This window comes from Acidilutibacter cellobiosedens (assembly GCF_004103715.1).
In the GTDB taxonomy this organism is placed as follows: Bacteria; Bacillota; Clostridia; order Tissierellales; family Acidilutibacteraceae; genus Acidilutibacter; species Acidilutibacter cellobiosedens.
The window spans coordinates 1,654,097-1,681,093 of record NZ_CP035282.1 but is presented as its reverse complement, the minus strand read 5'-3'; the positions used below and the strand labels follow the sequence as shown (position 1 = coordinate 1,681,093).

At 33.4% G+C, this 26,997-nt stretch carries 23 protein-coding genes, 1 CRISPR repeat array and 1 other annotated feature; of the genes, 2 read left to right on the top strand and 21 right to left on the bottom strand.

The features are described from left to right. Nucleotides 1-33: 33 nt before the first annotated feature. The 7 genes from EQM13_RS07990 to EQM13_RS07960 all read right to left on the bottom strand — a co-directional run bounded on the left by EQM13_RS07990 (nt 34) and on the right by EQM13_RS07960 (nt 6,915). A complete protein-coding gene (locus EQM13_RS07990) occupies nt 34-1,062 on the bottom strand; it encodes an NAD(P)H-dependent glycerol-3-phosphate dehydrogenase (RefSeq protein ID WP_071138852.1) in 1,029 nt (342 codons plus the stop codon). Nucleotides 1,063-1,081: 19 nt separating this feature from the next. Next, nucleotides 1,082-1,681 carry a glycerol-3-phosphate 1-O-acyltransferase PlsY gene (gene plsY, locus EQM13_RS07985; protein WP_071138853.1) on the bottom strand — a complete coding sequence of 200 codons (600 nt, stop codon included), beginning with the start codon at nt 1,679-1,681 and terminating at the stop codon, nt 1,082-1,084. Continuing rightward, on the bottom strand, nt 1,678-3,000 hold the full coding sequence (gene der / locus EQM13_RS07980; RefSeq protein WP_071138854.1) for a ribosome biogenesis GTPase Der: 1,323 nt from the start codon (nt 2,998-3,000) through the stop codon (nt 1,678-1,680). The genes plsY and der overlap by 4 nt, the downstream gene beginning before the upstream one ends. Before the next feature lie 4 nt (nt 3,001-3,004). Continuing rightward, complete coding sequence (locus EQM13_RS07975; protein ID WP_114218818.1) at nt 3,005-4,342, bottom strand: DUF512 domain-containing protein; 1,338 nt, start codon at nt 4,340-4,342, stop codon at nt 3,005-3,007. A gap of 75 nt (nt 4,343-4,417) precedes the next feature. Further along, nucleotides 4,418-4,612 carry a capping complex subunit for YIEGIA gene (locus EQM13_RS07970; RefSeq protein ID WP_071138856.1) on the bottom strand — a complete coding sequence of 65 codons (195 nt, stop codon included), beginning with the start codon at nt 4,610-4,612 and terminating at the stop codon, nt 4,418-4,420. A gap of 12 nt (nt 4,613-4,624) precedes the next feature. Beyond that, complete coding sequence (locus EQM13_RS07965; RefSeq protein ID WP_071138857.1) at nt 4,625-5,539, bottom strand: YIEGIA family protein; 915 nt, start codon at nt 5,537-5,539, stop codon at nt 4,625-4,627. A 143-nt stretch (nt 5,540-5,682) separates the two neighbouring features. Next, on the bottom strand, nt 5,683-6,915 hold the full coding sequence (locus tag EQM13_RS07960) for a serine hydroxymethyltransferase (RefSeq protein ID WP_071138858.1): 1,233 nt from the start codon (nt 6,913-6,915) through the stop codon (nt 5,683-5,685). 276 nt (nt 6,916-7,191) lie between these two features. Between EQM13_RS07960 and EQM13_RS07955 the strand changes: the two genes are divergently transcribed. Both EQM13_RS07955 and EQM13_RS07950 read left to right on the top strand, forming a co-directional pair. Beyond that, nucleotides 7,192-7,980: a threonine/serine exporter family protein gene (locus EQM13_RS07955; protein WP_071138859.1), complete on the top strand. Its 789-nt coding sequence runs from the start codon at nt 7,192-7,194 to the stop codon at nt 7,978-7,980. Then, nucleotides 7,977-8,408 carry a threonine/serine exporter family protein gene (locus tag EQM13_RS07950; RefSeq protein WP_071138860.1) on the top strand — a complete coding sequence of 144 codons (432 nt, stop codon included), beginning with the start codon at nt 7,977-7,979 and terminating at the stop codon, nt 8,406-8,408. The genes EQM13_RS07955 and EQM13_RS07950 overlap by 4 nt, the downstream gene beginning before the upstream one ends. On the opposite strand, the gene EQM13_RS07945 is transcribed toward EQM13_RS07950, so the two are convergent. From EQM13_RS07945 to EQM13_RS07880, 14 genes are all read right to left on the bottom strand, one after another. Further along, the gene (locus EQM13_RS07945; protein ID WP_071138861.1) at nt 8,409-8,831 is read right to left on the bottom strand and encodes a SoxR reducing system RseC family protein; all 423 of its coding nucleotides are present in this window, start codon (nt 8,829-8,831) and stop codon (nt 8,409-8,411) included. Between the two features lie 219 nt (nt 8,832-9,050). Next, nucleotides 9,051-11,353: a CRISPR direct-repeat array (repeat unit 29 nt; unit sequence GTTTCAATTCCTCATTAGGTATTATAAAT). Between the two features lie 307 nt (nt 11,354-11,660). Continuing rightward, nucleotides 11,661-13,439: an aspartate--tRNA ligase gene (aspS, locus tag EQM13_RS07940; protein ID WP_071138862.1), complete on the bottom strand. Its 1,779-nt coding sequence runs from the start codon at nt 13,437-13,439 to the stop codon at nt 11,661-11,663. 44 nt (nt 13,440-13,483) lie between these two features. Continuing rightward, nucleotides 13,484-13,701: a binding site (T-box leader), on the bottom strand. An 82-nt stretch (nt 13,702-13,783) separates the two neighbouring features. Then, nucleotides 13,784-14,650, bottom strand: a complete 867-nt coding sequence (locus EQM13_RS07935; protein ID WP_071138863.1) for a DegV family protein — start codon at nt 14,648-14,650, stop codon at nt 13,784-13,786. Nucleotides 14,651-14,960: 310 nt separating this feature from the next. After that, nucleotides 14,961-15,722, bottom strand: coding sequence for an acyl-CoA dehydratase activase (locus EQM13_RS07930; RefSeq protein WP_071138864.1), 762 nt, complete (start codon nt 15,720-15,722; stop codon nt 14,961-14,963). A gap of 18 nt (nt 15,723-15,740) precedes the next feature. Further along, the gene (locus EQM13_RS07925; RefSeq protein ID WP_083381735.1) at nt 15,741-15,962 is read right to left on the bottom strand and encodes a DUF3343 domain-containing protein; all 222 of its coding nucleotides are present in this window, start codon (nt 15,960-15,962) and stop codon (nt 15,741-15,743) included. Next, complete coding sequence (locus EQM13_RS07920) at nt 15,962-17,221, bottom strand: double-cubane-cluster-containing anaerobic reductase (protein WP_128752397.1); 1,260 nt, start codon at nt 17,219-17,221, stop codon at nt 15,962-15,964. Before EQM13_RS07920 ends, EQM13_RS07925 begins: the two co-directional genes overlap by 1 nt. Before the next feature lie 204 nt (nt 17,222-17,425). Continuing rightward, on the bottom strand, nt 17,426-18,571 hold the full coding sequence (gene dgoD / locus EQM13_RS07915; RefSeq protein ID WP_071138867.1) for a galactonate dehydratase: 1,146 nt from the start codon (nt 18,569-18,571) through the stop codon (nt 17,426-17,428). Between the two features lie 132 nt (nt 18,572-18,703). Next, nucleotides 18,704-19,663, bottom strand: coding sequence for a phosphoglycerate dehydrogenase (locus EQM13_RS07910; RefSeq protein ID WP_071138868.1), 960 nt, complete (start codon nt 19,661-19,663; stop codon nt 18,704-18,706). 100 nt (nt 19,664-19,763) lie between these two features. Beyond that, nucleotides 19,764-21,137 (bottom strand): PTS transporter subunit IIC, encoded by a 1,374-nt coding sequence (locus EQM13_RS07905; protein WP_071138869.1) that lies wholly within the window; start codon nt 21,135-21,137, stop codon nt 19,764-19,766. A gap of 20 nt (nt 21,138-21,157) precedes the next feature. Continuing rightward, on the bottom strand, nt 21,158-21,472 hold the full coding sequence (locus tag EQM13_RS07900) for a PTS sugar transporter subunit IIB (protein WP_128752396.1): 315 nt from the start codon (nt 21,470-21,472) through the stop codon (nt 21,158-21,160). Nucleotides 21,473-21,533: 61 nt separating this feature from the next. Next, nucleotides 21,534-22,001, bottom strand: a complete 468-nt coding sequence (locus EQM13_RS07895; RefSeq protein ID WP_071138871.1) for a PTS sugar transporter subunit IIA — start codon at nt 21,999-22,001, stop codon at nt 21,534-21,536. Nucleotides 22,002-22,052: 51 nt separating this feature from the next. Beyond that, nucleotides 22,053-25,040, bottom strand: a complete 2,988-nt coding sequence (locus EQM13_RS07890; protein WP_206172950.1) for a sigma 54-interacting transcriptional regulator — start codon at nt 25,038-25,040, stop codon at nt 22,053-22,055. Nucleotides 25,041-25,434: 394 nt separating this feature from the next. Continuing rightward, entirely contained in the window at nt 25,435-26,028 is a 594-nt protein-coding gene (locus EQM13_RS07885; RefSeq protein WP_128752394.1) for an AlkZ-related protein, read from the bottom strand. A gap of 30 nt (nt 26,029-26,058) precedes the next feature. Then, the gene (locus EQM13_RS07880; RefSeq protein WP_206172941.1) at nt 26,059-26,916 is read right to left on the bottom strand and encodes a formamidopyrimidine-DNA glycosylase; all 858 of its coding nucleotides are present in this window, start codon (nt 26,914-26,916) and stop codon (nt 26,059-26,061) included. Between the last annotated feature and the right edge of the window lie 81 nt (nt 26,917-26,997).

Genomic DNA, 26,997 nt, shown 5'->3' with positions numbered 1-26,997 from the left:
AGTTTAACCTTTTCTCCATCTTTATAGATTTTATCACCAATTATATTTATTTTCTTGAGCTGCTTCTTCCATTTCATGTTTTTTGTCTCTCAGCATCAAATTATACACTGAATTTTTTACGTCACTTCCCCTATACAAAACTTCATATATTTCCTTTGTTATAGGCATAGGCACATTATATTTTAATGAGAGTTCATAAGCTGATTCTGTAGTCTTTATTCCTTCAACTATCATTCCTACTCTTTTTACTGCGTCTTCTATTTTAACTCCTTGTCCAATAAGTATTCCTGCCCTTCTGTTTCTGCTATGCATACTAGTACAAGTAACTATCAAATCTCCTATTCCTGCTAATCCCGAAAAAGTTCCATGGTTGGCACCCATTTTCCCCCCAAGCCTTGATATTTCTATGATTCCTCTTGTCATAAGAGCAGCTTTAGTGTTGTCTCCATAGCCTAGACCATCCGATATACCGGCTCCCAAAGCTATAACGTTTTTTAATGAACCCCCAAGTTCTACCCCTATCACGTCCGGATTAGTATATACTCTAAAATAAGGAGTCATAAATACATCCTGAATATATTCAGCCAAATTTTTCTCCTTGGAAGCAGCTACCACAGCAGTAGGAACATTTCGAGCTACTTCTTCGGCATGAGATGGTCCTGACAAAGCTGCAAATTTATTGTTGGGAAGAATTTCTTCTACTATCTGAGAAATTCTAAGAAGAGAATGGTTTTCTATCCCTTTTGCCACATTTACTATGATCTGTTCTTTATTTATGTACTTCTTGGCTGAATTCAATACATTTCTGACCACCTGAGAAGGAACACTAGTGACAACGACCTCTCTTTCATATAACGATTTCTCCAAATCAGTAGTTATCATTATATCTTCCGGTATCGGAATTCCCGGAAGATATTTGGCATTTTCTCCTGAATCTCTTATTTTCTCAAGTTGCTTTTCATCTCTCAAATATAAATTTACATCATAACCTTTATTTAAAAGCAAAATAGCTATGGCAGTACCCCAGCTGCCTCCTCCTATCACCCCAATTTTTCTTTTCATAATCATCCTCCTAATAATATCATTGAATTCTTTGTCCTAATTTTGATTCCTTTCCATTCATAAGCCTTGAAATATTGCTTCTGTGTTTAAACACAGCTATACTTGCCAATATCACTGTAAAAATAAATAACTTAAAATTAAAGGGTCTATCAAATAAGACTATAAAAATGGGAACTAATAAAGTCGCTATCATCGAGCCTAAAGAAACATATTTAGTTATTCCTATAACTAAAAATCCTATTAATGTACAAATCAAAGCTATAGGAAATTGGACATATAACATAACTCCAAGAGAAGTAGCTATTCCTTTCCCCCCTTTAAATTTTAGAAATATAGGCCAGTCATGACCTAATACCACAAAAATACCTGCAATGATAATACCGTCAAAACCCAAAATCTTATTTCCTATGGCTGATGCAATAATTCCTTTCAATATATCAAGCATAAAAACTATTAATCCAATTTTCACTCCAAATACTCTCAATGCATTTGTCGCTCCTGCATTACCGCTTCCATATTTTCTGACGTCGGTTTTTTTTAACCTTCTCCCCAAAACATAGGCAGAAGAAAAATTTCCGATGAGATAAGAGATTGCAGCTATAAATATGGTCTTATTCAATTTTGACCCTCCCTTTCCCTAAATTCAACTTGAAGCGGAGTTCCCTCAAATCCAAAATTATTTCTTATCTGATTTTCCAGATATCTGGCGTAAGAAAAATGCATCAATTTTTTATCATTTATAAAAATCAAAAATTTAGGCGGTTTAATTCCTATTTGAGTTGCATAAAAAACCTTAAGCCTTCTTCCTTTATCTGTAGGAGGTTGATTTAAAATAACCGCTTCATTGACTATATCATTTAATACTCCTGTGGTAACCCTTTTGGTATAAGAAGAATATACGGATTTAATTATTTCAAAAAGTTTATTCACTCTCTTACCAGTCTTGGCTGAAATAAATATAATAGGCGAAAACATCATAAAAGGAAGAGTATTCTTTATATCCCTCTCATATTCCAAATATGTTCTGTCTTCTTTTTCCACTATGTCCCATTTATTAACTGCGATTACACATGCTTTACCTTTTTCATAGGCATAGCCTGCAATTTTTGCATCCTGCTCTGTTATTCCATCTTCCCCGTCTATCACAAGAATACATATATCTGCTCTCTCTATAGCAGATAATGTCCTTACCACACTATATCTCTCAACTTCTTCGGATATACTTCGTTTTCTTCTCAAGCCCGCTGTATCTATCAATATGAATTCATTATCTCCATAAGTAAAATAGGTATCTATAGCATCTCTTGTAGTCCCGGGAATATCTGTTACTATAACCCTTTCTTCTCCCAAAATATTATTAATCAAAGAAGATTTACCTGCATTTGGCTTTCCTATTACCGCTACTTTAATTATATTTTCATTCTCCTCAGTATTTTTGTTTTGAGGAAAATATTTTACGACTTCGTCAAGCAAATCTCCGATACCCAAACCTTGAGCAGCAGAAACGGGAATAATTTCTCCAATTCCCAATTCATAAAATTCATATATATCATCGGGAGTCTTAGGCGTATCAATTTTATTACATACTAATATTACCTCTTTCTTTGATTTTCTCAGAATGTTCGATATGTCTCTGTCTGTAGCCGTCACTCCGGACAAACCGTCTACTACAAAAAGTATTACATCAGACATTTCTATAGCAATTTCCGCCTGACGTCTTATCTGAGACAATATTTTATCCTCACTGAATGGTTCCAATCCTCCCGTATCTATTACTGTAAAATACTTGTTTAACCACTCTGCCTCTTCATATATTCTATCCCTTGTAACACCCGGATTATTTTCCGTAATAGCAACTCTTCTTCCTACAATTCTATTAAAAAGAGTGGACTTACCCACATTTGGTCTTCCCACAATAGAAACAACAGGTCTATCCATAAAATCACCTCAAATCTTTCTTAAATATTTTTATAAATGAATCACCGGAAACATCTGAAAGAATTACATTTGTTTTCAACTTATCTTTTAAATCTTCAACCGTAATATCATCCAGAAATATCTCTTCACCTTTTCTCAGCATACACTTAGGTATTATTATTCCATCTATGTTTTTATATTCTTTAAGCTGTTCAATTAGATCTTGTCCAGTTATCAGTCCAGAAACAGTAATCGTACGGCCAAAAAAATTATTAATAATAGGAACTACCCTTAGGTTAAGGCCATCAAATTTTGAAGATACTTTTTCGGTTATACTTAACATAAATTTATAAGCTAAAGTTCCTGTAGGAATTATATAATTCCTATTTAAAGATATATTTTCTCTTATATTTTTCAATTCATTTTCTATTTCATGACTAAAAAGCCTCATCAACCCTACTCCGTTTTCATATTGAGGAAATTTTTCATATTCTTCATAGGATGGGAGACTTCTATCAGTCATTGCATAAAATTCATCTGACAAAAAAACAAATCTTGTATTTATATTTTGAAATAATTTTCCCTGTATTTTTTCTATGCTGTCTATAAGCTCCTCTGCCATTTTAGTATTAAAAGGTTCCACAGGAAATAAATTTTCTCTGTATTTTGTTAACCCTACAGGCACTATCGCAACACTCTTAACGCTTGGATATAGTTCTGACAGATCATCTATTGTCCTTTTTAATTCATACCCATCGTTAACATGAGGTACCAGTACTATTTGACAGTTCACTTCTAATTTCCCTTTTTTAAATTTTCTAAGTATATCCATTATATTACCGGCATTTTTATTATTCAACATCTTTATTCTGAGATCCGGGTTAGTAGTATGAACTGAAATGTTTATGGGACTTAATCTATATTTTATTATCCTGTCAATATCCTCATCATTTAAATTAGTTAGAGTAATAAAGTTGCCTTGCAAAAAAGATAACCTTGAATCATCATCTTTAAAATATAAAGTTTTCCTCATATTCTTCGGAAGTTGATCTATAAAACAAAAGATACACTTGTTTTGGCAGCTCTTAGCTTTATCAATTAACGGGTTGAAAAAATCTATTCCCAAATCTTCGTCATATTCCTTTTCAATCTCCAAATCCCATACTTCTCCGTTCTTTTTTTCAATTCTGACAACAATATATTCATCTGAAATTAAATACTTATAATCTATTATATCCCTTACTTCATGATCATTAACGGAAACTAAAAGATCTCCCTGTTGAATTCCTAATTCTTCAGCTATGCTTCTCTTTTCTACACTTTCAATTATATTTTTAGGTAAATTTGCTATTTTAAATTCCATAGGTGTCCTTTCATCAAATTATTTAAATACATTTATATTTTATAATAGGAACCGATTAATGTAAATAGAAACAGACTAATGGGATACTATAATATAACAACCATTTTCCAAATCATGAATGGTCCCTGAAGTTATTTTGGATAATTTCAATGACACCTTTTCTTGTTCTTCTTTATCTTCAGCAAGAAAAACAGGTACACCTCCACACATTATCTTTTTTTCATCCGTAGTTACTACAGCCAATATATTACCCTTAATTTCCACATCCATTTTCTGTCCCTCCTAATCTGATGCTTTCCTTCCCACATAGGAATCCAAAGGTTTCTTCTTCGCACTTTCCAACACTATGGTTTTTTCTACTAATCTAACTAAATAATTTACATCATTTTCCATACTTACAACAGCCATAACAATTTTACCGGTATCGGGATCCCTTGCTGCAAGAGGGCTAAAATCAGGCTGATCTACGTCCTTTCTTACTCCCAACAGCACAGAAACATTATGTTCTATTGATTTTCTCTGTCCCAAATTTGAAAGGGTAACCACACCGTTTTTGTCCTTCGGAATAATTTCCACTGCTATCCCTTTTTTTAAATATATATCTCTGCTTGGTTTGTAGCCTATATTTATAATAGATACACCGTTTACTATGAGTAATGGCCCATCAAATGATATTTTTGCCGGATATACATCCGCTATCTCTTCTATAGTATCTCTGGATATAGTCCTGTTGAATAAAAAAATTATTATAATCCCTAAGATAATTCCTATAAGCATAGCATAAACTGTTTTAAAATATCTTCCGCCAATTGTTATAAAAATACTTACTAATAAAGACGTAAGCATTGCCATATAATTTCTTGCCTCAAAGGCTTTAGAAATATCCTCTATATATGCTGTTCCTCTGGGAACTAATTCTGTCTCATCAATTTTCTCCAAGCTTTGTCTCTCTAAATTTCTTACTTCCCTAAACTGTTGTGCCGCCAATGAGAGAAAAGTAACCGCAGAAAACTCTTTTTCCATTAATGAAGGAATGGCAACTGCCCCCAAACTTGCTGCTATAAGTCCTAAAGTAACATGAGAAAAAACGCCCTGAGGATAACTGGGATACTGCCTATAATCAACTTTCAGCATAGATAATCTTGATAAAAAACCCAATAATATGGAAGGGATTATTATATAGCCGTATTTATCCATAAAACACCTTCTTTATTTATTATACCTATTATATATTTTCCTTATAAAACAAATATATTCATTTCTATTAAATAAAAGAGAAAATAAGGCATTCCTATGGATTATAAAAAAGATGACCTAAGGTCATCTTTTCTAATTATTTATTATTCATATAACGGAAATCTCGAACATAATTTCAATACTCTTTCCTTTAGTTCTCCCCTATCGTTTCTTTCGTCTAAAGCCAAGTTCATAATTTCAGCTATTTCCTTCATATCCTCTTCCTTCATTCCACGGGTAGTAACTGCCGGTGTTCCTATTCTCACCCCGCTCGTAACAAATGGGCTTTCCGGATCAAAAGGTATAGTATTTTTATTAGCGGTAATCCCTATTTCATCCAGCATGGCTTCCGCTTTTTTCCCTGTTAATCCTTTGCTTCTCACATCTATAAGTATAAGGTGATTATCAGTACCTCCTGAAACTAATCTAAATCCTTTATTCAGTAATTCTTCGGATAAAACTTTGGCATTTTTAATTATCTGCTTCTGGTAATCCTTAAAATCATCCTTTAATGCTTCTCCAAAACTGACAGCCTTTGCAGCAATAACATGCATCAAAGGTCCGCCTTGAATCCCCGGAAATATTGCTTTATCTATAATTTTAGCATATTTTTCCTTGCATAATATTGCTCCTCCTCTTGGGCCCCGCAACGTTTTATGAGTAGTAGTAGTCACGAAATCAGCATAGGGAACGGGACTCGGATGAAGACCTGCTGCTACCAATCCGGCGATATGAGCCATATCTACCATTAAATATGCCCCTATCTCATCACTTATTTCTTTGAATTTCTTAAAATCTATAATTCTCGGATAAGCACTGGCCCCTGCAACAATTAGCTTAGGCCTTTCCTTTAATGCTATTTCCCTCAATTGATCATAATCAATTCTTTCAGTTTTTTTATCAACCCCATAGGGAACAAAATTAAAATAAGTTCCCGAAATATTTACAGGACTTCCATGAGTTAAATGACCTCCTTGGGAAAGATTCATTCCCAAAACTTTATCTCCAGGTTTAAGTACCGCAAAATATACTCCCAAATTAGCATTTGATCCGGAATGAGGTTGAACGTTTGCATGCTCTGCATTAAAAAGTTTCTTTAATCTGTCCCTGGCCAAATTTTCTACTATATCAACATATTCACATCCGCCATAATACCTTTTTGCAGGATAGCCTTCAGCATATTTATTGGTAAGCTGGCTTCCCATAGCCTCCATAACTTGCTTTGAAACAAAATTTTCCGATGCAATGAGTTCTATCTTATTCCTCTGCCTTGATATTTCCAACTCAATTGCCTTTAATACCTCAGGATCATTTTTTTGTAGATTTTGAAAATCCATTTAATTTCCTCCTCCGTATTAATTTATAAAAAAGGCTTTTATTGAAACATTAATATATTAAGAGAGCCTTTTTGAAACCCATTTTACGGAAAATATATATCAATGAAAATAAAATTTTCCTATGGGTTATAAAATAATTAATAATCAATATTTCCTTGAAAAAATGTTTAAACAATGTAGTATAATAATTATATCTAAAATATGGCCTCCTACATTATTATATAAATTATTATAAAATTTTACAAGATAAATAGTTATAAAAAGGTGGTATTTCTAATGCATGAAAACAGGAATGAATATGATGAAGTAAAAAAACTTTTGATATTATCCATACTTGCAGGAAAGATAATGCTCAAAAGCGGTGCTGAAACCTATAGGGTGGAAGATACTATAAACAGAATATGTAAATCTCGAAAAAATATTAATTATGTAGAATCCTTGGTAACAGCTACGGGAATATCCGTTTCAGTAGAATACGATGAAGAGATTATAACATATATCAAAAGAATTAAAAGTATTTCCATTGATTTAAATAAAATAGATATGGTAAATAATTTTTCCAGAGAATTTGTTAATGGAAATATAAGTATAGAAGAAGGGCTTAAAAGACTTGAAAGAATAAATAATACTCATATATACAATAATTTAACAAAATTAGTATTCGGAAGTTTGGCAGGATCTTTTTATACAATAATGTTCGGAGGTACTTTTATGGATTTTATTTCTAGTCTTATGGTAAGCCTTTTAGTAGTATTCGTAACAAATTATTTAGCAAAAAGGGAAATAACTTTCTTTATTAATAATTTTGTAGGAGCATTTTTAGCTTCTATTTTATCCATACTATTAGTTAAATTGCATATAGGAAAAAATATGGATATGATAATAATAGGTTCCATAATGCCTTTAGTACCGGGAGTAGCTATTACAAATTCTATAAGAGACACTATGTCGGGAGATTTCATTTCCGGATCATCCAGAGGGATAGAAGCTGCAATCATTGCTTTTTCAATAGCTTTTGGAGTAGGTCTTGTATTAAAATTATATTTTAAGGGGGCAATAATGTGATTAGACAAATTATATTTTCTTTTTTCTCCACTATGGGGTTTGCTATTCTTTTTAATATACCGAAAGACACCATAATAAAGTCAGGAATTGTAGGAGCCTTAGGATGGTTTATCAATTTAAATATTTCAAATATTTTCGATTCAGCCATTGCCGGTACTTTTTCCGCTGCTCTTGCCGTCGGAATTATGGGAGAAATACTATCAAGAAATTTTAGAAAACCAGCAACCATATATATAATACCGGGAATAATTCCCTTAGTCCCCGGAGCCGGAATGTATTATACCATGTTCGCCTTAATAGGAAAAAACTTTTCCGATGCTGCCAATCTTGGAACTGAAACGCTATTCATTGCTGTAGCTATTGCTTCAGGTATAATAATTTCTTCTACCTTAAGCTATTCTATCAAGAGAGTCAGAAATAAATCTTAGCTAAATAATTCTTTTCATTTCAAATTGGCTCTCCTTTTTATTTGAAATTCTTTTGTCAATAATTTTTACTATAAAAAATGCAGCAGCAAGAAATATTAAACCTATAGCAAAACTATAAATTTCATAATTAGCTAATCCTGTCTTTTTAAAAACTTTTATTCCTAAAAAAATACCTGAGAGGAATATTGAAAAAGGTATTACATACATAATAAATGCATATTTTAAAATTTTGTTCTCTTTCATGTCTATCTCAACATAATCCCCCACCTTGCTTCCAAGGGAATTCGGAACATTTACAATAATGCTCGGAGCTTTGCACATAGCCGAACAGCTCTCACAACTATGCCCGCAAGCAGTAGACCTTTTGACTTCAACTTCAGCATTATTTCCATCCGTTTTTAATACTAAACCAATTTGGTTCATCTAAATCTCTCCTTGAACTCAATTTTATATTTCCTTTATTATATACCATGGCAAAAATCTTTTTAAGCATAAATAAGAGAGATAATTCGAGGATACCGAAAAAAAGCATTGAAAACTACTGTACATCAGTATTTTCAATACTTTTTTGTTATAATAATAGTGTCGAAGACAGATAGTGATGTCCATGTTAGTAACTTAACAGAAATTAATTTCAAATCCATTTCAATTCCTCATTAGGTATTATAAATTAAATAAAAAGGTTGCAAGAAAGCTTTTTGATAGTGGGTTTCAATTCCTCATTAGGTATTATAAATTACTATGGCTATGCTTTCATTGAAGAACGGAGCATCGTTTCAATTCCTCATTAGGTATTATAAATAGCAGAGGCGGCGGTGGATGAAAAGATAGCGGAAAGTTTCAATTCCTCATTAGGTATTATAAATTAAAAAAGGCGATTTTATACCGGAACCTTTAGTTTAGTTTCAATTCCTCATTAGGTATTATAAATCAGAATATGCAGATATTACGTACAAGGTTAGGGGGGTTTCAATTCCTCATTAGGTATTATAAATCCGGTTTCTTCGTCAACTTCCATGTACTGCTGTCCTTTGTTTCAATTCCTCATTAGGTATTATAAATCAGAAAAGAATATGCTTAATGAATATACCACAGCATGTTTCAATTCCTCATTAGGTATTATAAATGATAGGGGAGGTAGAATGATGAAAGGTTATTACAAGTTTCAATTCCTCATTAGGTATTATAAATTGGTTCTTGCCATGCCATTATATCGCCCTCCTTCCTTCGTTTCAATTCCTCATTAGGTATTATAAATCGAAAAACGTACTCTCAAATTAAAAATGCTCATAAAAGTTTCAATTCCTCATTAGGTATTATAAATAATTTATCTGTTGTCATATCGTCCTCTCCGAGGTAGTTTCAATTCCTCATTAGGTATTATAAATAATTAGCAGAAAGAATAGGAGTGACACAAGTTTACAGTTTCAATTCCTCATTAGGTATTATAAATAATTATGTTGGCAACATATGCGGCGGTTGTATGGTTGTTTCAATTCCTCATTAGGTATTATAAATGAATATGCAAACAAGAACAACTTGTGGTAGGACTGTGTTTCAATTCCTCATTAGGTATTATAAATCTATAGCCTGAATACTTCCATCCTTATCTCTGTAGGGTTTCAATTCCTCATTAGGTATTATAAATGGGGGACTATGCAAAAGAAATTATTTGCGTAGGAGGTTTCAATTCCTCATTAGGTATTATAAATACGAAAGAATAGGACATTCCGATAGCAACATAGCTATGTTTCAATTCCTCATTAGGTATTATAAATCGCCCTGACATGGATTTTCTTTTATAAACTTCCAAGGTTTCAATTCCTCATTAGGTATTATAAATTTGGAAACTAACGGGTTAAGCGGCTTGGTAGCTTACAGTTTCAATTCCTCATTAGGTATTATAAATAAGCGGCCCCTTACCCCCGCTTTGTAGGCTTGTACGTTTCAATTCCTCATTAGGTATTATAAATCATCTGTTGTAGGCCCTTGTAGCCGCCATAACGTCGTTTCAATTCCTCATTAGGTATTATAAATCAGTTTCCTCTACATTGCCAAAATTTGTTTTTGGAGTTTCAATTCCTCATTAGGTATTATAAATCAGACATATACGGATTAGGCTCTTCTAATAAAAATCGTTTCAATTCCTCATTAGGTATTATAAATGAAAATACAATCACAAAAGATTATATAGAACAGATAAGTTTCAATTCCTCATTAGGTATTATAAATCCGGATTAAAGCTTTCTGCATTTGGAGATAAATCTAGTTTCAATTCCTCATTAGGTATTATAAATAGTGATAGGATTGAAATTAACACCAAATTATAGCCTGTTTCAATTCCTCATTAGGTATTATAAATAAGAAGAACTTGGAGATACAGGGCATGGGGATATGTGTTTCAATTCCTCATTAGGTATTATAAATCCGCTATCTGCTTTTCTCCGGTAACCTCGTCACAGTTTCAATTCCTCATTAGGTATTATAAATGTACGGAACAGCCCAAGCTGGAGATGTGCTGAGCGGGTTTCAATTCCTCATTAGGTATTATAAATTATCTGCCGCAAAACTCCATACACCAGTATAATTATGTTTCAATTCCTCATTAGGTATTATAAATTTCCAAGTCGAACCCTTCCCGCATGGAGAAGGTAGCGTTTCAATTCCTCATTAGGTATTATAAATATGCAAAGGATCCGAAATCTATATGGGGGCTGGCCGGTTTCAATTCCTCATTAGGTATTATAAATTCTTCCCCTCTTCAACATATCTTTATTAACATGCGAAGTTTCAATTCCTCATTAGGTATTATAAATTATGGGCGGTAAACCCTATATGGACAAAGGCGGGCGTTTCAATTCCTCATTAGGTATTATAAATACCATCAAAGTTGTTTACCCTATTATTGTCAAAATCGTTTCAATTCCTCATTAGGTATTATAAATCCATTTATACATTGATATTATTATATTCTTTATTTTTTGTCAAACCAAAAAATTTATATAATTTCTTAATAATCTCTATATATTTATTGGTATTACTTAATTATGCAAAAAAATAAATCGCCGTCGATCCCCGGGACTTTTTACATTATTAGGGGTCGACAACAATTTATTTTTATTGTAGTTATTGAGTAGACAATGTACCTTGGTTGAAATTCTTAAAAAAACTATAATTAACTACCGGAACACAACAACCACTAATCGGTTATTGTGTTCCGGTAGTATTTTCAGCATCCTCAAATTATTCCTCTTATTTTAAATTGACTTTAATATGAACTTCCTCCAATTGTTTTTCGCTGACTTCCGTGGGTGCATCCGTTAATAAGCAAGTAGCACTCTGAGTTTTTGGAAAAGCAATAACATCCTTTATATTATCACTTTCCGTAAGAAGCATCATCAATCTGTCAAAGCCATAAGCCAATCCACCGTGGGGGGGAGTTCCGTATTTAAATGCTTCGAGAAGAAATCCGAATTTATTCCAAGCTTCCTCCATAGTAAATCCTAAAGCTTTAAACATTCTCTCCTGAAGGTCCGAATCATTTATTCTTATACTTCCTCCTCCCATTTCATCTCCGTTTATAACTATATCATAAGCCTTAGCTCTTACTTTTTCAGGCTGAGTTTCAAGAAGGTCAATGTCCTCATCCATCGGATGGGTAAAAGGATGATGCTTAGACACATATCTTTTCTCCTCCTCACTCCATTCGAAAAGAGGAAATTCGGTTATCCATAAAAGTTTTAAGTCATCTTTATCTATCACATTTAATTTTTTGGCAATTTCTACTCTTAAATTTCCCAGACTGTCAAGGACTATATTTTCTTTATCTGCCACAAACAGAAGTAGGTCTCCTGCTTTTCCGTTCATTCTTTCTATTATATTATCCAATTCTTCTTTAGATAAAAATTTAGCTATTGGTGATGAAATTTCTTCTTTAGTTATCTTAATCCAAGCAAGACCTTTTGCGCCGAAAGTTTTTATATATTCTTCCAGTTTCGAAATATCCTTTCTCGAAAAATCACCTTCGTGGCCGTCAACATTTATTCCTCTTACCTGTCCATTATTGTCAATAGTATTCTTAAATACCTTAAAAGATGAATTTCCTACAAGATCGCTTATATCCCTTATTTCAAACCCAAATCTCAAATCCGGCTTATCGGAACCAAATCTGTTCATTGCTTCTTTATATGTCATTCTTTGAATAGGAATAGTAATATCAACACCCTTTAGTTCTTTAAATAATCTTTTCAAAAGTCTTTCATTTACTTCAATCACATCTTCTATATCAACAAAGCTCATTTCCATATCCACTTGGGTAAATTCCGGCTGCCTGTTAGCCCTTAAATCTTCATCTCTGAAACATCTTACTATTTGATAATATCTGTCCATTCCTGATACCATTAAAAGTTGTTTCATCAATTGGGGAGATTGAGGAAGAGCATAAAATTTTCCTGCGTTTATCCTACTGGGAACCAAATAATCCCTTGCTCCTTCCGGAGTAGGTTTTGTAAGCATTGGAGTCTCAATTTCCACAAAGTTATTTTCATCGAGAAAATCCCTTATAATTTTAGCTGCTTTGTGACGCATCTTTAATTTCTTTTGCATAGAGGGTTTTCTCAAATCCAAATACCTATATTTCAACCTCATAGCCTCTGATACTTCATCTCCGTCCTTGATATAGATAGGCGGAGTCTCCGATTCATCCAGAATTTTTAGAGTATCAGCTAATATCTCTATTTTCCCTGTAGGAATTTCATTATTTACCGATTCTCTTTTTCTTACTTTACCTCTAACAGCAAGAACATATTCACTTCTAATCTTCTCTGCCTTTTTAAATATTTCTTTAGAAATCGTATCATCAAAAACAACCTGAGTAATTCCGCTGGTATCTCTCAAATCAACAAATATCAAAGAACCGAGATTCCTCTGTCTTTGTACCCATCCCATAAGAATTACTTCTCTTCCCACATCATCTAATCTCAAATTACCACACATATCTGTTCTTCTCAAATTTCCCATTTTTTCTCCCATGTTAAATTCCCTCCTTCAATAAATAAAAAATCCCCTCGTCTCCATAAAGGGACGAGAGGTTTTATTCCCGTGTTGCCACCCTAAGTTAGATATATAAACACATACCTCACTCAAGTAAATATAACGCTTTAAGCGAACAGACCTACTTTAACTTCAGCCTGTTATCTCCGAGGTGTCTTCATTAAAATTGGACATCGGATTTCCACCATCACCGACTCTCTGTACTTTACTTTTAATTACTACTCCTCTTCATCAAAAACTATATTTTTCATTATTATAATCTAAATATTTACTGCTGTCAATATCTCAATTGAAATTATATAAATATATGTACAATTAATCTTCTATCTGCTCTCTCCCATAAAAAATAACGCTACAGTTCCGGGACCGGAATGAGATCCTATAACAGGCCCTACATTGTTAATTATTATATCCTTCACTTTACACTCATCTAACACCAATTTTCTTAAAAAATTTGCATCTTCTAAACAATCCCCATGACTAATAGCAATTACCTGTTCTTCCGGATGTACAATCTTGTTTTGCAGCTCTTTTGCCAAAGCTTTTAAAGAACTCTTCCTTCCCTTTACTTTGTGCAGAGAAACAAGTTTTCCCTCTATGTTAACATGAAGTACAGGCTTTATTTGAAGCAAAGTCCCTAAAACTGCAGTTGTTTTAGAAATCCTCCCTCCCTTCAAAAGGTGAAACAAACTCTCTACCGTAAAGTAATGATTCATTTTCAATTTGTTATCTTCAAGCCAATTCACTATATCCTCTTTACTTTTCCCCTTTAAAAGCATATCATAAGCATAATACACAAGTAGTCCCTGCCCTAAAGAAGCACTTTTTGTATCTACAACTGCAACATCCGCATTTGGATATTCTTTCATGATTTCGTTTTTCGCAGATTCCGCACTTGCTACGCAACCGCTTAATGCCGAAGAAAATCCTATGTAAATAATGCTTTTACCCATGGATATATATTTCTTAAATTCCTCTACAAATGTATAAGTATTAATTTGAGACGTAGTAGGAGTTTCACCATTCCTTACCCGATTATAAAAATCTTTATAGCTGATGGATTTCCCAAAATCATCCTTATATTCCTCATCTTTAAAATGACAAGTAAGGCTTAAAGCTTCTACATTACTACCCTCAATAAAGCTTAGCGGCAGATCACTGCAAGAATCCGTTATAATAACTGTTTGCATCATTATTCTCCTTTTTATTTTTTTATTAATATAAATCACAATATGTTTTATTTATATTTCATATCATATATTTTATATTACAAATTTCAAATCCATATAACTATAATATTCCTCAGAGTTAAACTCATTATATTTAAAATAAAATTTTATGTCAATGTTTTTTATTCATCACCTATATTTATAAAAAAACGGCGTAACTAAAACTAAGTATACGCCATAATAAACTGCACACTATCCATATTTCAATTTAATGTAAGTGTTTCCTCCTCAATAAACTGTTCCCGTATTCTATTCCTCACGGTTTTTTTACTTATATCACTAACTTTTTAGCTAATAGAGCTCCTCCTATAGAACCTGCATACCTGGCTAAAGGATTCGTATGGATTTCCTGTCCGATACTTTCTGATAAAATTTGTACAAATGGTTTTAACTCACATAAACCCCCTGTTAAATAAAGAGCTCCGCTCATTCCGTTTTTATTTAAAAGAGTTTTAATTCGTCCGATGATAGAATTAAATACACCTCGTGCTATATCCTCTCGTTTTGTTCCGCTCCCAATAAGATTAATCACTTCAGATTCGGCAAAAACCGTACACATACTGGTAATTTTGATATTTTTGCCGTATAGAGCTATTTCCCCCATTTCTTCTATGGAAACTCCCAATGTATTTGACATTAATTCAATAAATCTTCCGGTTCCCGCGGCACATTTGTCATTCATTAAAAAGTTTGTTACATTTCCATCTTTGACGGTTATAATCTTAGTATCTTGTCCACCAATATCCATCACCGTTATATCTTCTCCCGCCAAATAATAAGCTCCCTTGCCATGACAAGTAATCTCGGTAACGGTTTTTTTCGCATAAGGAACGGATACCCTTCCATATCCTGTTGCTACTACTACGGATTTATCTACATCAATGGATTGTTCATCCAAGCTCTTTTTTATCTTCATTGAAGTGTCCAAGCTGTTCCATCCCGTCGGCATCACCATATTTAAAACTAAATCATCTTGATTAAAAACCGAAACTTTGGAAGCAGTTGAACCAATATCTATCCCAATATAATACATCTTTTCACGCCCTTACTTCTAATCTAACGAATACAATCCTAAAACCTCTACAGAATTGTCTCTGATAATAGATTTGATATTTTCTTCATCTCTTTTCTCATACATTATGGAAATGCCGCAACATTTAGAAAGTTGTCTTGGAGTTGGGGATATAACATACTTAATCTTTTTATTCTTTAACAAGGATTCTAATTTCAAACCCTGAGTATAATTTGGAAAAAGTATAAAATTCTTCTCCACTAAATCATCTCCAAAAATGCCTCAACCCTTGTTCTTATCTGTCCCACATCTTCTTCGGAATAATCTGTTTCTATATTGATTAACGGAATATTATTCTCTTTTAATGCCTTTTCTAATTTTCCATATTCTATGGCATAAGTATGACAGAAAGATAGATTACAATAAATTACCCCATCAGCATTATACTCCTCAGCATACTTAATAATGTCATCTATTCTATCATTATTTGGAGTAAAACAGGCACAATTTATATTCATATATCTTTCAGCTATGTTTCTTACGAGATCATCAATTGTATCTCCTTCATCAAAAACTTCCTTTTCAAAATATCGAGTACCTGTACATGTCTCTTCTACAACAATTTCCGCATTCAATCCTTCAATAATATGATGAATTTTCCAATTAGGAACAGACATAGGGGTTCCTGTTATCATAATTCTCTTTCTACCGTTAGGTTTCATTGTTTTTATTCTTTCATCCAGTTCATCGCACAATTCTTCTGTTTTCTCGGTAAATCTTATGGGATCGTCAACAAAAGCCACTTGGCTTACTAACAAAGCATCCAACCCGCTAATAGGAGAAGGGGTATGTTTCCTCAAATCATAAAGCCTCTTTAAGGCTCTTCTCTTCTTATTCACCAAATCAATTGAATTTTTCAGTTTTTCAACGGTTATTTTATTACCTGTAAATTCTTCTATTTTTTTAATAAATAACTTGATTTCATCCTGCCACTCCTGAAAATCTTTCTCTCTTTTCATTTGGGGAAGTTCCATTACATGAACAGGCATATATTCCTCCAATATTTCATAAGCCTTTTTTTTAGCATCACAAGTTGTCTCGCCTACAATCATATCGGTTGACTGAAAGTAAGGGCAAGTACGGCTTACTTTCGCTCCCATAAAAGCTTTAACTAAAGGGCATATATTCCTCGGTAATACCTTTTCCCCATCTTCAACCCAAAATTGACTTCCAGAGCAAAGTCCAACTCCTACCGCATCCGCGGCCAAAATCACTTCGTCCGGTACAAAAACACAAAAAGTCCCTACTACCTTTTTACCGTTTTTCTTGCTTTTCTGAATCTCTTCTATTCTTGCTCCGTGTACCTCTGCAAGGGCATAGTTAAAATAATTCATATTATCCGGTCTGTTTTTCTGAGTCATGTAAATCTCTCCAAAAGAATCAGGCAAAGCCGCGCAAAGAATATCGTGTTTTTGTAAATCCATATTCAATTTTTGCCACATTTCATTATAACTGCCCATTTTATAACTCCCCCTTAATTTATTTAACCAAGTAAATTATATAATAAGAAAAAAATTAATAAAAATAGAAAATATCTATAGCTTTCAAATAAATATAAATTTAATCTATTTTAATTACAATAAAATTGCTTAATCTTATTAAAAAGCTGCTTGCATCACTCTTAGCTTGATACAAGCAGCTTTTTAATGTTCTATAAGTATTTATTACCACTCAGCAATTGTTCCGTCATAGTTTCTCCATCTTGGGTTTGTCCAGTGGAGTCCTTCTTCGCTTATTTTTTTAACATATTCTTCATCTATCTCAATTCCAAGACCATTGCCCTTTGGTATATCCACAAATCCGTTTTTATAATTAAATATTTCTTTGTTCTTAACAAAATCAAGCAAATCAAATCCTTGATTATAATGGATTCCAAGGCTTTGCTCCTGTATAAACACGTTAGGTGTACAAACATCAAGCTGCAATGTTGCCGCAAGAGCTATAGGACCATAAGGAGCATGAGGTGCCACTGCCACATCAAAAGCCTCCGCCATAGCAGCTATCTTTTTGCCTTCAAAAATTCCTCCTGTCAACGCCAAATCAGGTTGAACTATATCTACAATTCCCCTTCTGAATATATCCTTAAATGCCCATCTTGTATATAGCCTCTCTCCCGTTGCTATAGGTATGGAAGTATGGGACGCAATCTCTTCTAAGGCATCATTATTTTCCGGCAATACAGGTTCTTCAATAAACATAGGTCTGTACTTCTCCAGCTCCTTAGCTAAAACTTTAGCCATTGCTTTATGGACACGGCCATGGAAATCAACTCCTATCTCCAAATCATATCCTACTGCTTTTCTGATTGAATCCACTCTTTCAAGTACTGCATCTACCTTTTTATAAGAATCTATATAATGAAGTTCCTCCGTCGCATTCATTTTAACAGCTCTAAAGCCCAGTTCTTTTCTCTTTAGAGCTTCATTGGCAACATCTGAAGGCCTATCCCCTCCTATCCATGAATAAACCATAATCTTATCTCTTGCTCTTCCTCCGAGGAATTCATATACAGGCATATTATAATATTTACCTTTAATATCCCATAAAGCCATTTCAATTCCGGATAAAATAGTCATATTTATAGGGCCGCCTCTAAAGAAAGATCGGTAAAGTACTTGCCATAAATCTTCAATTTGAGTGGGATCCTTACCAATAATGTACTCTCCCATTTCTTTGGCACCTGCTACAACAGTTTCCGTTTTTGTACCAGAAATCAACTCACCCCATCCGCTTATACCTTCATCAGTATTTATCTTTAAAAATATCCATCTCGGCTTTATCTTGTATAACTCTAACGATGTAATCTTCATATTGCCGTGATTCCCTCCTTAATTTTAATTTATATGATTGTCATCACACAGATTTATTATACACTAAAAGAACATATTTAGCATTAAACAATAACGTATTAATGTATTAAATTATCCTCATTTCTTGAAGATTTATTTTAATGTAATGAGATTGGGAGGAGTCTGCCCTTTTATAACAGCTATGACATTATCAACTGCCGTATCTCCCATACGTCTGTTTGATTCAATAGTTGTTCCGCCAATATGGGGTGCTAATATAACATTAGGCAAATCAAAAAGAGGCATATGGGCAGGTGGTTCAAAATCATACACATCAGTAGCATATCCTCTTAAAGTTCCGTCTGTTAAAGCTTTGTACAAAGCATCATAATCCACAAGCTGTTTTCTGGCTGTATCAACTAAAATAGCCCCTTTTTTCATCAATTTAAATTTATCTGCATCAAGAATATTCAAAGTTTTATCAGTTAGCGGTAGGTGCAATGTTATGAAATCCGACTTTGATAATAATTCGTCCAGTTCAACATATTTTATTCCCAATTTTAATGCCGATGAATTCTTCTCAATATCATATCCCAATATGTCCATATCAAACCCCGTAGCCCTTTTTGCGGCTGCAGTACCTATGGCTCCAAGCCCTACAATTCCGATTGTTTTTTTATACAAACTTATTCCCGTAGGTTTTATCCATCGGCCAGCTTTGGTATCATAATTAGCTTGATAAAGACCACGTGCCAGCATAATTAAAAAACCGAAAGCCAAATCAGCTACTTCTTGACTATTTGTAGCAGGAGCATTTGTAACAACTATTCCCAATTTATTCGCAGTTTTAATATCTATTGCATCTACTCCTACTCCATGCTTTGCAATTATTTTAAGATTCTTGCATTTCTCTATCACATTGCCAGGGACCTTATCATTTCCGACAATCAACGCATCCGCATCGGAAGCATATTGAATCATTTCTTCATTTGTAAGAGGCCTTCCATATGGATTAAGAGTTACTTCACACCCTAATTCCTCCAATCGTTTTAAAGGCTCTTTGTTAATCCTGCCAAATGTAACTGCTGTAGCAGCAACTTTCCATTTTTTCATTTTAAATTACTCCTTTCTATACTAACCGTTAAATCCGGCAAAAGCCACCTGAATATCAGGTGGCCTGTCTATAAAAATTTTTTTAAACTAAAAACATTTGTTATTTGTTGGAGTCATCTTCAACATATCCAAAGGCCTTATGCCATGCTTTAGGATTCTTTTTGAATAAGAACAATATTGCAAATACACCTGCAAAAGCTATTATTATTCCTATAGGTTTCTCTCCTAAGAAGTAAAACAAAGCATGAATAGGTCTCATATCTGCACCGACAACTGCCGAACCTGTATCCGGCAATGCAATTCCTATTTTCTTTACAGTTGCGGCAAAGACTGGTGCAATCTTACTGGAAGCGTATAATGTTATAGCTACCCCGATAACATCAGTTATATAAGAAGCAATAATATTTCCTCCCATAATAGCTACTGCGACTGAACCCAAGAAGAAAGGAGTTACTCCTAAATCTGCCAGCATGATAAATTTATTTCCCGGCAGGAAGAATATAAGTGGAACAGTAGTTATCATAGTTAAAAGTCCTGTTGTAAGAACATCCGGATGGCCTATAGTAAGAGCTGAATCCATTCCGAAATTAATTTGCCTCTTAACACCCTTAGAAGAAAGCATTCCTCTTACTTTATCGCTTAATGTAGCAAACCCTTCCAAAAGAGCTGCTGTTGCTTTAGGATACAAGTAGATGAATGCACCTGTTCCTATACCTAATGACAATATACTTGCCCATGTACTCATTTCTCCTAATTTCCCATGCCATGCAATAATACCGATAGCAAATGAAATCAGAAATCCTATAACAACTGAATCTCCTAAAATTCCAAACCTTTTCCTTACTGTCTTTGAGTCAATTTGGATTTTAGTCAATCCAATTTTATCAAATAACCATTTTAAAGGAACAGCTAATAAAACTAATCCTTGACCGCTTGCATGAGGAAAAGCAAGACCAGGTAAGTTAAAAAACTTCTGCATAGTAGGCGCTGTTATATCTGCTATTACAAGAAGGAACATTTCTACGGCTATTGTAATTAAAACTCCGTATAATAAACTTCCTGTAGAATAATAAACCAAGCTTCCTATAAAAGCCCAATGCCAAAAATTCCATAAGTCCAAATCCAATGTATCTGTCATATGAAGTAAAAGCATTATTACGTTTACCAATATCCCTATTGGGATAACTAATGCACCAATTGTTGTAGAATAACCTACTGCTGCCAAAAGAGCCCAACCGGTATCTACATAAGGTAAATTAATTCCCGTTGAAGTAACCATGTCAGAAATTGCTCCACCGATTAATCCCATAAAATATGGATTTAAAATTGATACAAGGCCATTAAGTCCTACCCCTATATAAAGAGCTGATCTTAATGCCTTTGTAGGCTTTACCCTAAGAATCAGTTCGAAGATTAGTATTATTATGGGGAGCATAACGGCAGCACCAAAGGTTTTCATAATTGTCTGAAACATATTTACAACCTCCCTTTTCTTTATTTCTTGTCAATAATATCCTTAATCTGCTCAAAAACTTGTTCTTTACCTATGCCAGTCAAAAATGGAATGCCACTTATAACAGGTACATCTATATCGTCTAAAGCTACTCCTGCAGTAGAAACAACAAAATCAAAATCTCCGCCTTTAACTGTTCTGGCAACGTCTAACACACGGCCTTGAGTGAATTCTGCTTCCACATCCATATCTTCCAGCGCTTCTCTCAATGAAACAAGTACTATCGAAGAAGTCGCAACACCGTCTGCACAGACAACTAATGCATGAACACGTTTACGTTCATTTTTTCCTTTCATATTTTCACCTCCTTATAATGGTAAAATTACCATTCAATTATTTTTCTATGTTAAATTAAAATTAACTTAAAGGTACATTTTTTATTATTTCCATTATTTCATCACTTGTTTCGGCATTTAATATTTTTTCAAGTATCGAATCATTTTGTAACAATGAAGCCAATTGTTTAAGCATATCGATTTGGCTGTGAGGATCTTTTAATGCCATCATAAAGACCACATTTACATCTACGTTTTTTGACGAATTTTCCATATTTTTAAATGATAGTGGCTTTGCCAGTGTTGCAACGACTATTGCCGGTGCTATTACATGTTTGGGATCCGTATGAGGAATTGCAGCACCATATTTATTTAGCTGTAATCCTGTAGGAAATTTCTCCTCACGTTTTTTAATTCCCTCAAGGTAACTTTCTTTAACAAAGCCTGAATCATATAGTTTCTTATATAATTTTTCAAATAGTTCTTCCTTAGTTTCTACTTCTAATTTTGTAACAATTAATTCTTTATTGAGTAAATCTAACATTTTCATTAATTCAACCCCCAGTCTTTCTATTCTAATATCTTGCAAGCATCATGCCAACTATTCGGTTGGAATTGTATTTTCTAATATTATCTCCTTCATTTCAGCAGAATTTCGGGCTTTCCTCAACTTATCTATTATTTCTTTATCTCTCAATACTTTATACAAATCATATATATAACCTTTAGAATCTTCTTTTAAAGCCATTAAAAATATTAAATCAGTTTTTAGATCTTGTTCCCAAGGGATAAATTTTTTCAATTTTGCAATCACTATAGCAGACCTTTTTACATATCTTATACTGCCATGAGGTATAGCTATCCCTTCTTTCATCCATGTTGATCCTATGGCCTCTCTCTTATAAACACTGAGCATAAAATCTCTATCCACATATTCCTTTAAATCCAATAATTTAATCATTTTATCAAGAGCGTCTGTTTTGCTGTTTACATCAAGGTCAACTAATATTAAATCTTCGGAAATAACTCCTTCAAGAGGACTTTTATCTCTTATATCTATCCCTATAACTTCTTTTAGTTTTCCCAAACCCTCTCCACTCATTATTTCCTCTACTGATATAAATGGTATATCATCAATTTTGGGATCTATAGTTCCCACAAAAGCAGATATAATACTCTTTTTTCTTATATCAACTATTTGTTCATCTATTTCCTGCTCATTAAATGCTCCTATAGGAATAATTTTAAATTTATCTTTGATGCCGACTATTTTATCTTCAATATACCTTTTAATTTTAAGAGCTGTTCCTTCACCGGTTATACATATGGTAACAACAGCCTTAGGAAGTTTATATGAGTCCTTCACTCCTTCTACATGGCCAACATAAGATTTATTTATATCTAAGGAATTAACAATATCATCAAGAGTCGTATCAGGTATAATAGCCCTTCTTACACACTCCAAAACCATTACGGTATCAACTCTTCCTATAGTACGTGTTGGTATTCCCGTTCTTTTGGTAATTATTTCTCCAAAAGTTATAAGAGAACCCATATCAATAAGTATCACACATCCTTTGCCCTCATCTACTTTTTTTGCCAGTTCGATAGTCCTTGAAAGGGCAGCTTCCGGCCTTTCATCAAGATCCATCTCTATACCATGAGCTATATTTACTCCCAGCAGTTTATTGGCAACCTCGGCCATACCTTTAGCTACATGACCATGAGTCAATATTATAACTGCTACTTTCTTTTTGCTCTTATCTTCATTGGCAGAAAATGTCCTCAAATACATTGCAACAAAACCAACTTCGTCATCGGTCAGCTCTATTCCGAGATCCTTGTTTATTTTATCTATCATTTCTTTTGCTACTCTATATTCATTGGCATATTCTTTTTTAACATTTTCAAGTTGAGGATTGATTATAGCTTTTCCGTGTTTAAGCCTGTCATATGCAGCGCTTAAATGTATTGCCAAGGAATAAAAAAAGTTTTTCCTGATATTACTGTAATAGCGGTTAGCAATGTCGACCGCATCCTCAACAGCATAAATAATCTTTTCACCTACAATTTCCTTTAACTCTTTTTTTGAAACCGTAGAATTTAATTTTGTACTATAAGCAAATCTTTTCAGTTCTGTTTCCACTTGACTTCCGACTATTCTATATATGTCACTCTTCGAAAGTCCTTGATTTTTAAGTTCATTAAATCGATCTTCTATAAACTGATAAATCTCATTTGGAAATATATATCTGTTCTCTTTCGGAAATAAACTGCTTCTTCTGTCAGGATATACTATCATATCCTTATCACAATATTTTTCTATTTCGGGATCTCTCTTTCCGACATTAAGAAGTCCCATTCTTACATGATTGGGAAGATATGATAAGCTTATATCTATATTTTTGCTTTCACTATCAAGAGTATTTAATAGACCCCTTGCACATGAAACTTGTATATCACTTCTTATCTCTCCGATGTTTCCTGAGCAATCATACAGCATTAATGCTCTTATGACGTCATTTCTTATTTTTATTGATCTATTTATTCTTAAAGATTCCTCCGCAAAAAAACAATTTATTATTCTGTATCTTTCAGAAAATGGTCTTTCACTAATTGGAGGCAATTCAATAACCATAGGAATCCTTCTCCTGAATGTAAGCAACAAAGATGACTCCGGGTTTTCGGTCGTTGCCGCTATAAGCATTATCCTTGATTCTCTCATATTCTCCGTTTCACCCAGTCTTCTGAATCTTCCCTTATCCAATAAATAAAAAAGTATTTCCTGACCTTCACTGGGAAGCCTGTGCACTTCATCAAGAAACAATATTCCTCCGTTTGCCTTTTCTACCAAACCGGCCTTTGATGTATCGGCACCTGTAAATGAACCTTTATTATATCCGAAGAGATGAGACATAAGCAGTTGAGGATTATCGGCATAATCTGCACAGTTAAATACTATAAAAGGATTTTTTTTAGTAAATCTCTTTGACTCTAATGCAAATTCATACATGGATTCCGCAAGTTGACTCTTTCCAACTCCTGATGGACCAAGAATTAATGTGTGAAGGCCATGAGGTGGATATAATATGGCTGCCATTGCCTGACTGATTTGCCCTTTTAAACTGCCATCATAACCTATTATTCCTTTAAAGGACAGTAGATCAGCTTTCTCCCACTTTTTGCTGCTTTTTAGGTCATCATCTTCTTTTGAATTTTCATTTTTCTTTACATTTTCAACCTCTTTTTCATTTTTGCCATCTTTCACATTTTCAACCGGTTTCACATCATATGCCATACTTAAAATATCTTTTTTTATTTGAGACACGACAAACCTGGACACATTATATCCAATTTCATTTAAACTTTTGGTAAGCTTTCTATCAGATATATTCTTGTTTTCCTTAAGAATTTTTTTTATGTCATCATATAAATATGATTTCCTTCTTTCATTGGAATTTGATATATTATTCAGGAGTCTGTACCTTGTTACATCTTCTCTGCTTATCTTTAGTATTTCTGCAATTTCTTCATCTGTCAGAGGATTTTTCTTATTTTCATTCTGTATAATCTTTTCAATCTCACTCATCATTACATCACCCCTATAGTTATAAAAATTATATATGCAAATTTTGTGACAACTAATATGGCAGGCTTTGTGTAAATTATTAAAATTAGATTAAACAGCCATAAATAATAGTTAACAATCCCCACTCTATCACATTTTCAGCCTCTCATTTTTATCTATTTATTTTTTTGGCTTTCTTAGATTACAGTAATTATTATTTGTATATAGTACTATTCTATCCATTTTAATTTTTCACTTTTTCTGCCATTTTCTGTTCAACTTTAAATGAACCTAAAAAAGGCTTCCTTAATGTATAACACCTTAATAGAAGCCTTTTTTATAACCCATAGGAAAATCCCATTTTCATTAATTTATATTTTCCGTTTTCACTAACCTTTCTTACTTATAATCAATCCTATTTATGCTTTATCCGTAACAATCGATCTATCTCTTGTGAAGTCATGGTATTTGATAAGATCCCTCTTAGACGCCTCTCTGCCTCTTCTTTTGTAATGACTTTACTAAAATCATAGTTTGCATGTTCTTCCCATTCCTCTGCAGTTGAATAAACAAATGTAGCCCAATTAGGCGTAAGTATTTTCCCCCTGGAAAAAGCTGTTACATATAAATTTTCAAGTAAAAACGAAAATGCTTTTGAATACTCTTTACCTGATATCTGGGCAAAAACTTTAATTAATTTAGCTTCCAAAGGCCCGGATTTCAGTAATCTGTATATCATTTGGCTTTTTTCGTTTAAGGATGGACGAATCAGACAATTTTTCAGCAGAAAATAGACTTCCTGAGAAAGATAAACTGTTCGATTTCGATATGCTTTACAATAAAATATTTCATGGGAATCAATCAGTTCAATAACATCTCCTACTTCACAACCGATATCATTTATAGAGGGAAGATAGATATTATCATTACAAGAAAAAATACCTCTATCCTTTAGTTGACTTCGAACATTTTCTACTCCATTTTCACCACGCTTAAGTAAAATCGTCATTTTATCACCTCAAAATTAAAAAAATTTGATTTAAACAGTCTGACACGTTGGACAAAAATAAATACTTCCCCCTAAATAAGGCTGGCGGATAATCTCTCTTCCACAAACAGGGCAGGGTTTTTTATATGTTTTATTCGACAATTTAGTAGCATAGCCGCCAAAGTTACCGAAAAAATCTTTTTCAGTATCTCGCCCTCCCAAAATAGCCATACTTCTTAGTGTATACTTTACAGATTCAAAGAGATTATCTATTTGTACGTCAGAAAGTGTTTTGATTTTACTTTTAGGATTGATACGTGCATTAAATAAAATATCCTGCAATACACCATTCCCCAATCCCGGTATGCGTTGCTCAGTGGCAAGAAATGCCTTTACACTTGATGTGCCGGAAACACTATTTAATAATTTCATAAAATAAATTTTGTCAAACTTATCGGATAATGGTGATATAGCTTGTTTAGCAGCAATATAATAAGGATTGTCATTTTCTCCATCAGTAAAAACCCACATCCCACCATACATCTGAACCGTACATACCATAACAGATAAATCGTCAAATTCAACTAATAGTTGATGTTTTGGGGGCAGTGAGTCATTATTGGGAAAATATCTGATATTGACACCATCACCAAATAACATAATAGTAGTCCCTAAGGATACTTCAACATATCCAGCAAGAGGAGTTATTGTATCAACTCTTTTGCCTACCAAATGTTTCGAATATGTATCCGGTTCCCCAAAATAAAAAGCAAATTTATGGGGAGAATGGTTTGCAATGACCTTTTTAATCGCTTTGCCTGCTATTGTTTCATTCATCTGTTTTGCAATTGTAATGCATTCAGGAATTTCTATCATTTTTGCACCTCTTTCCAACTTGTATTTTAACATAGGTTTATTATATCATTATTAAGAAAAAACACCACTGCTTTGATCTGATAATATAAAAACACTCATCTTCCTTTTTAATTT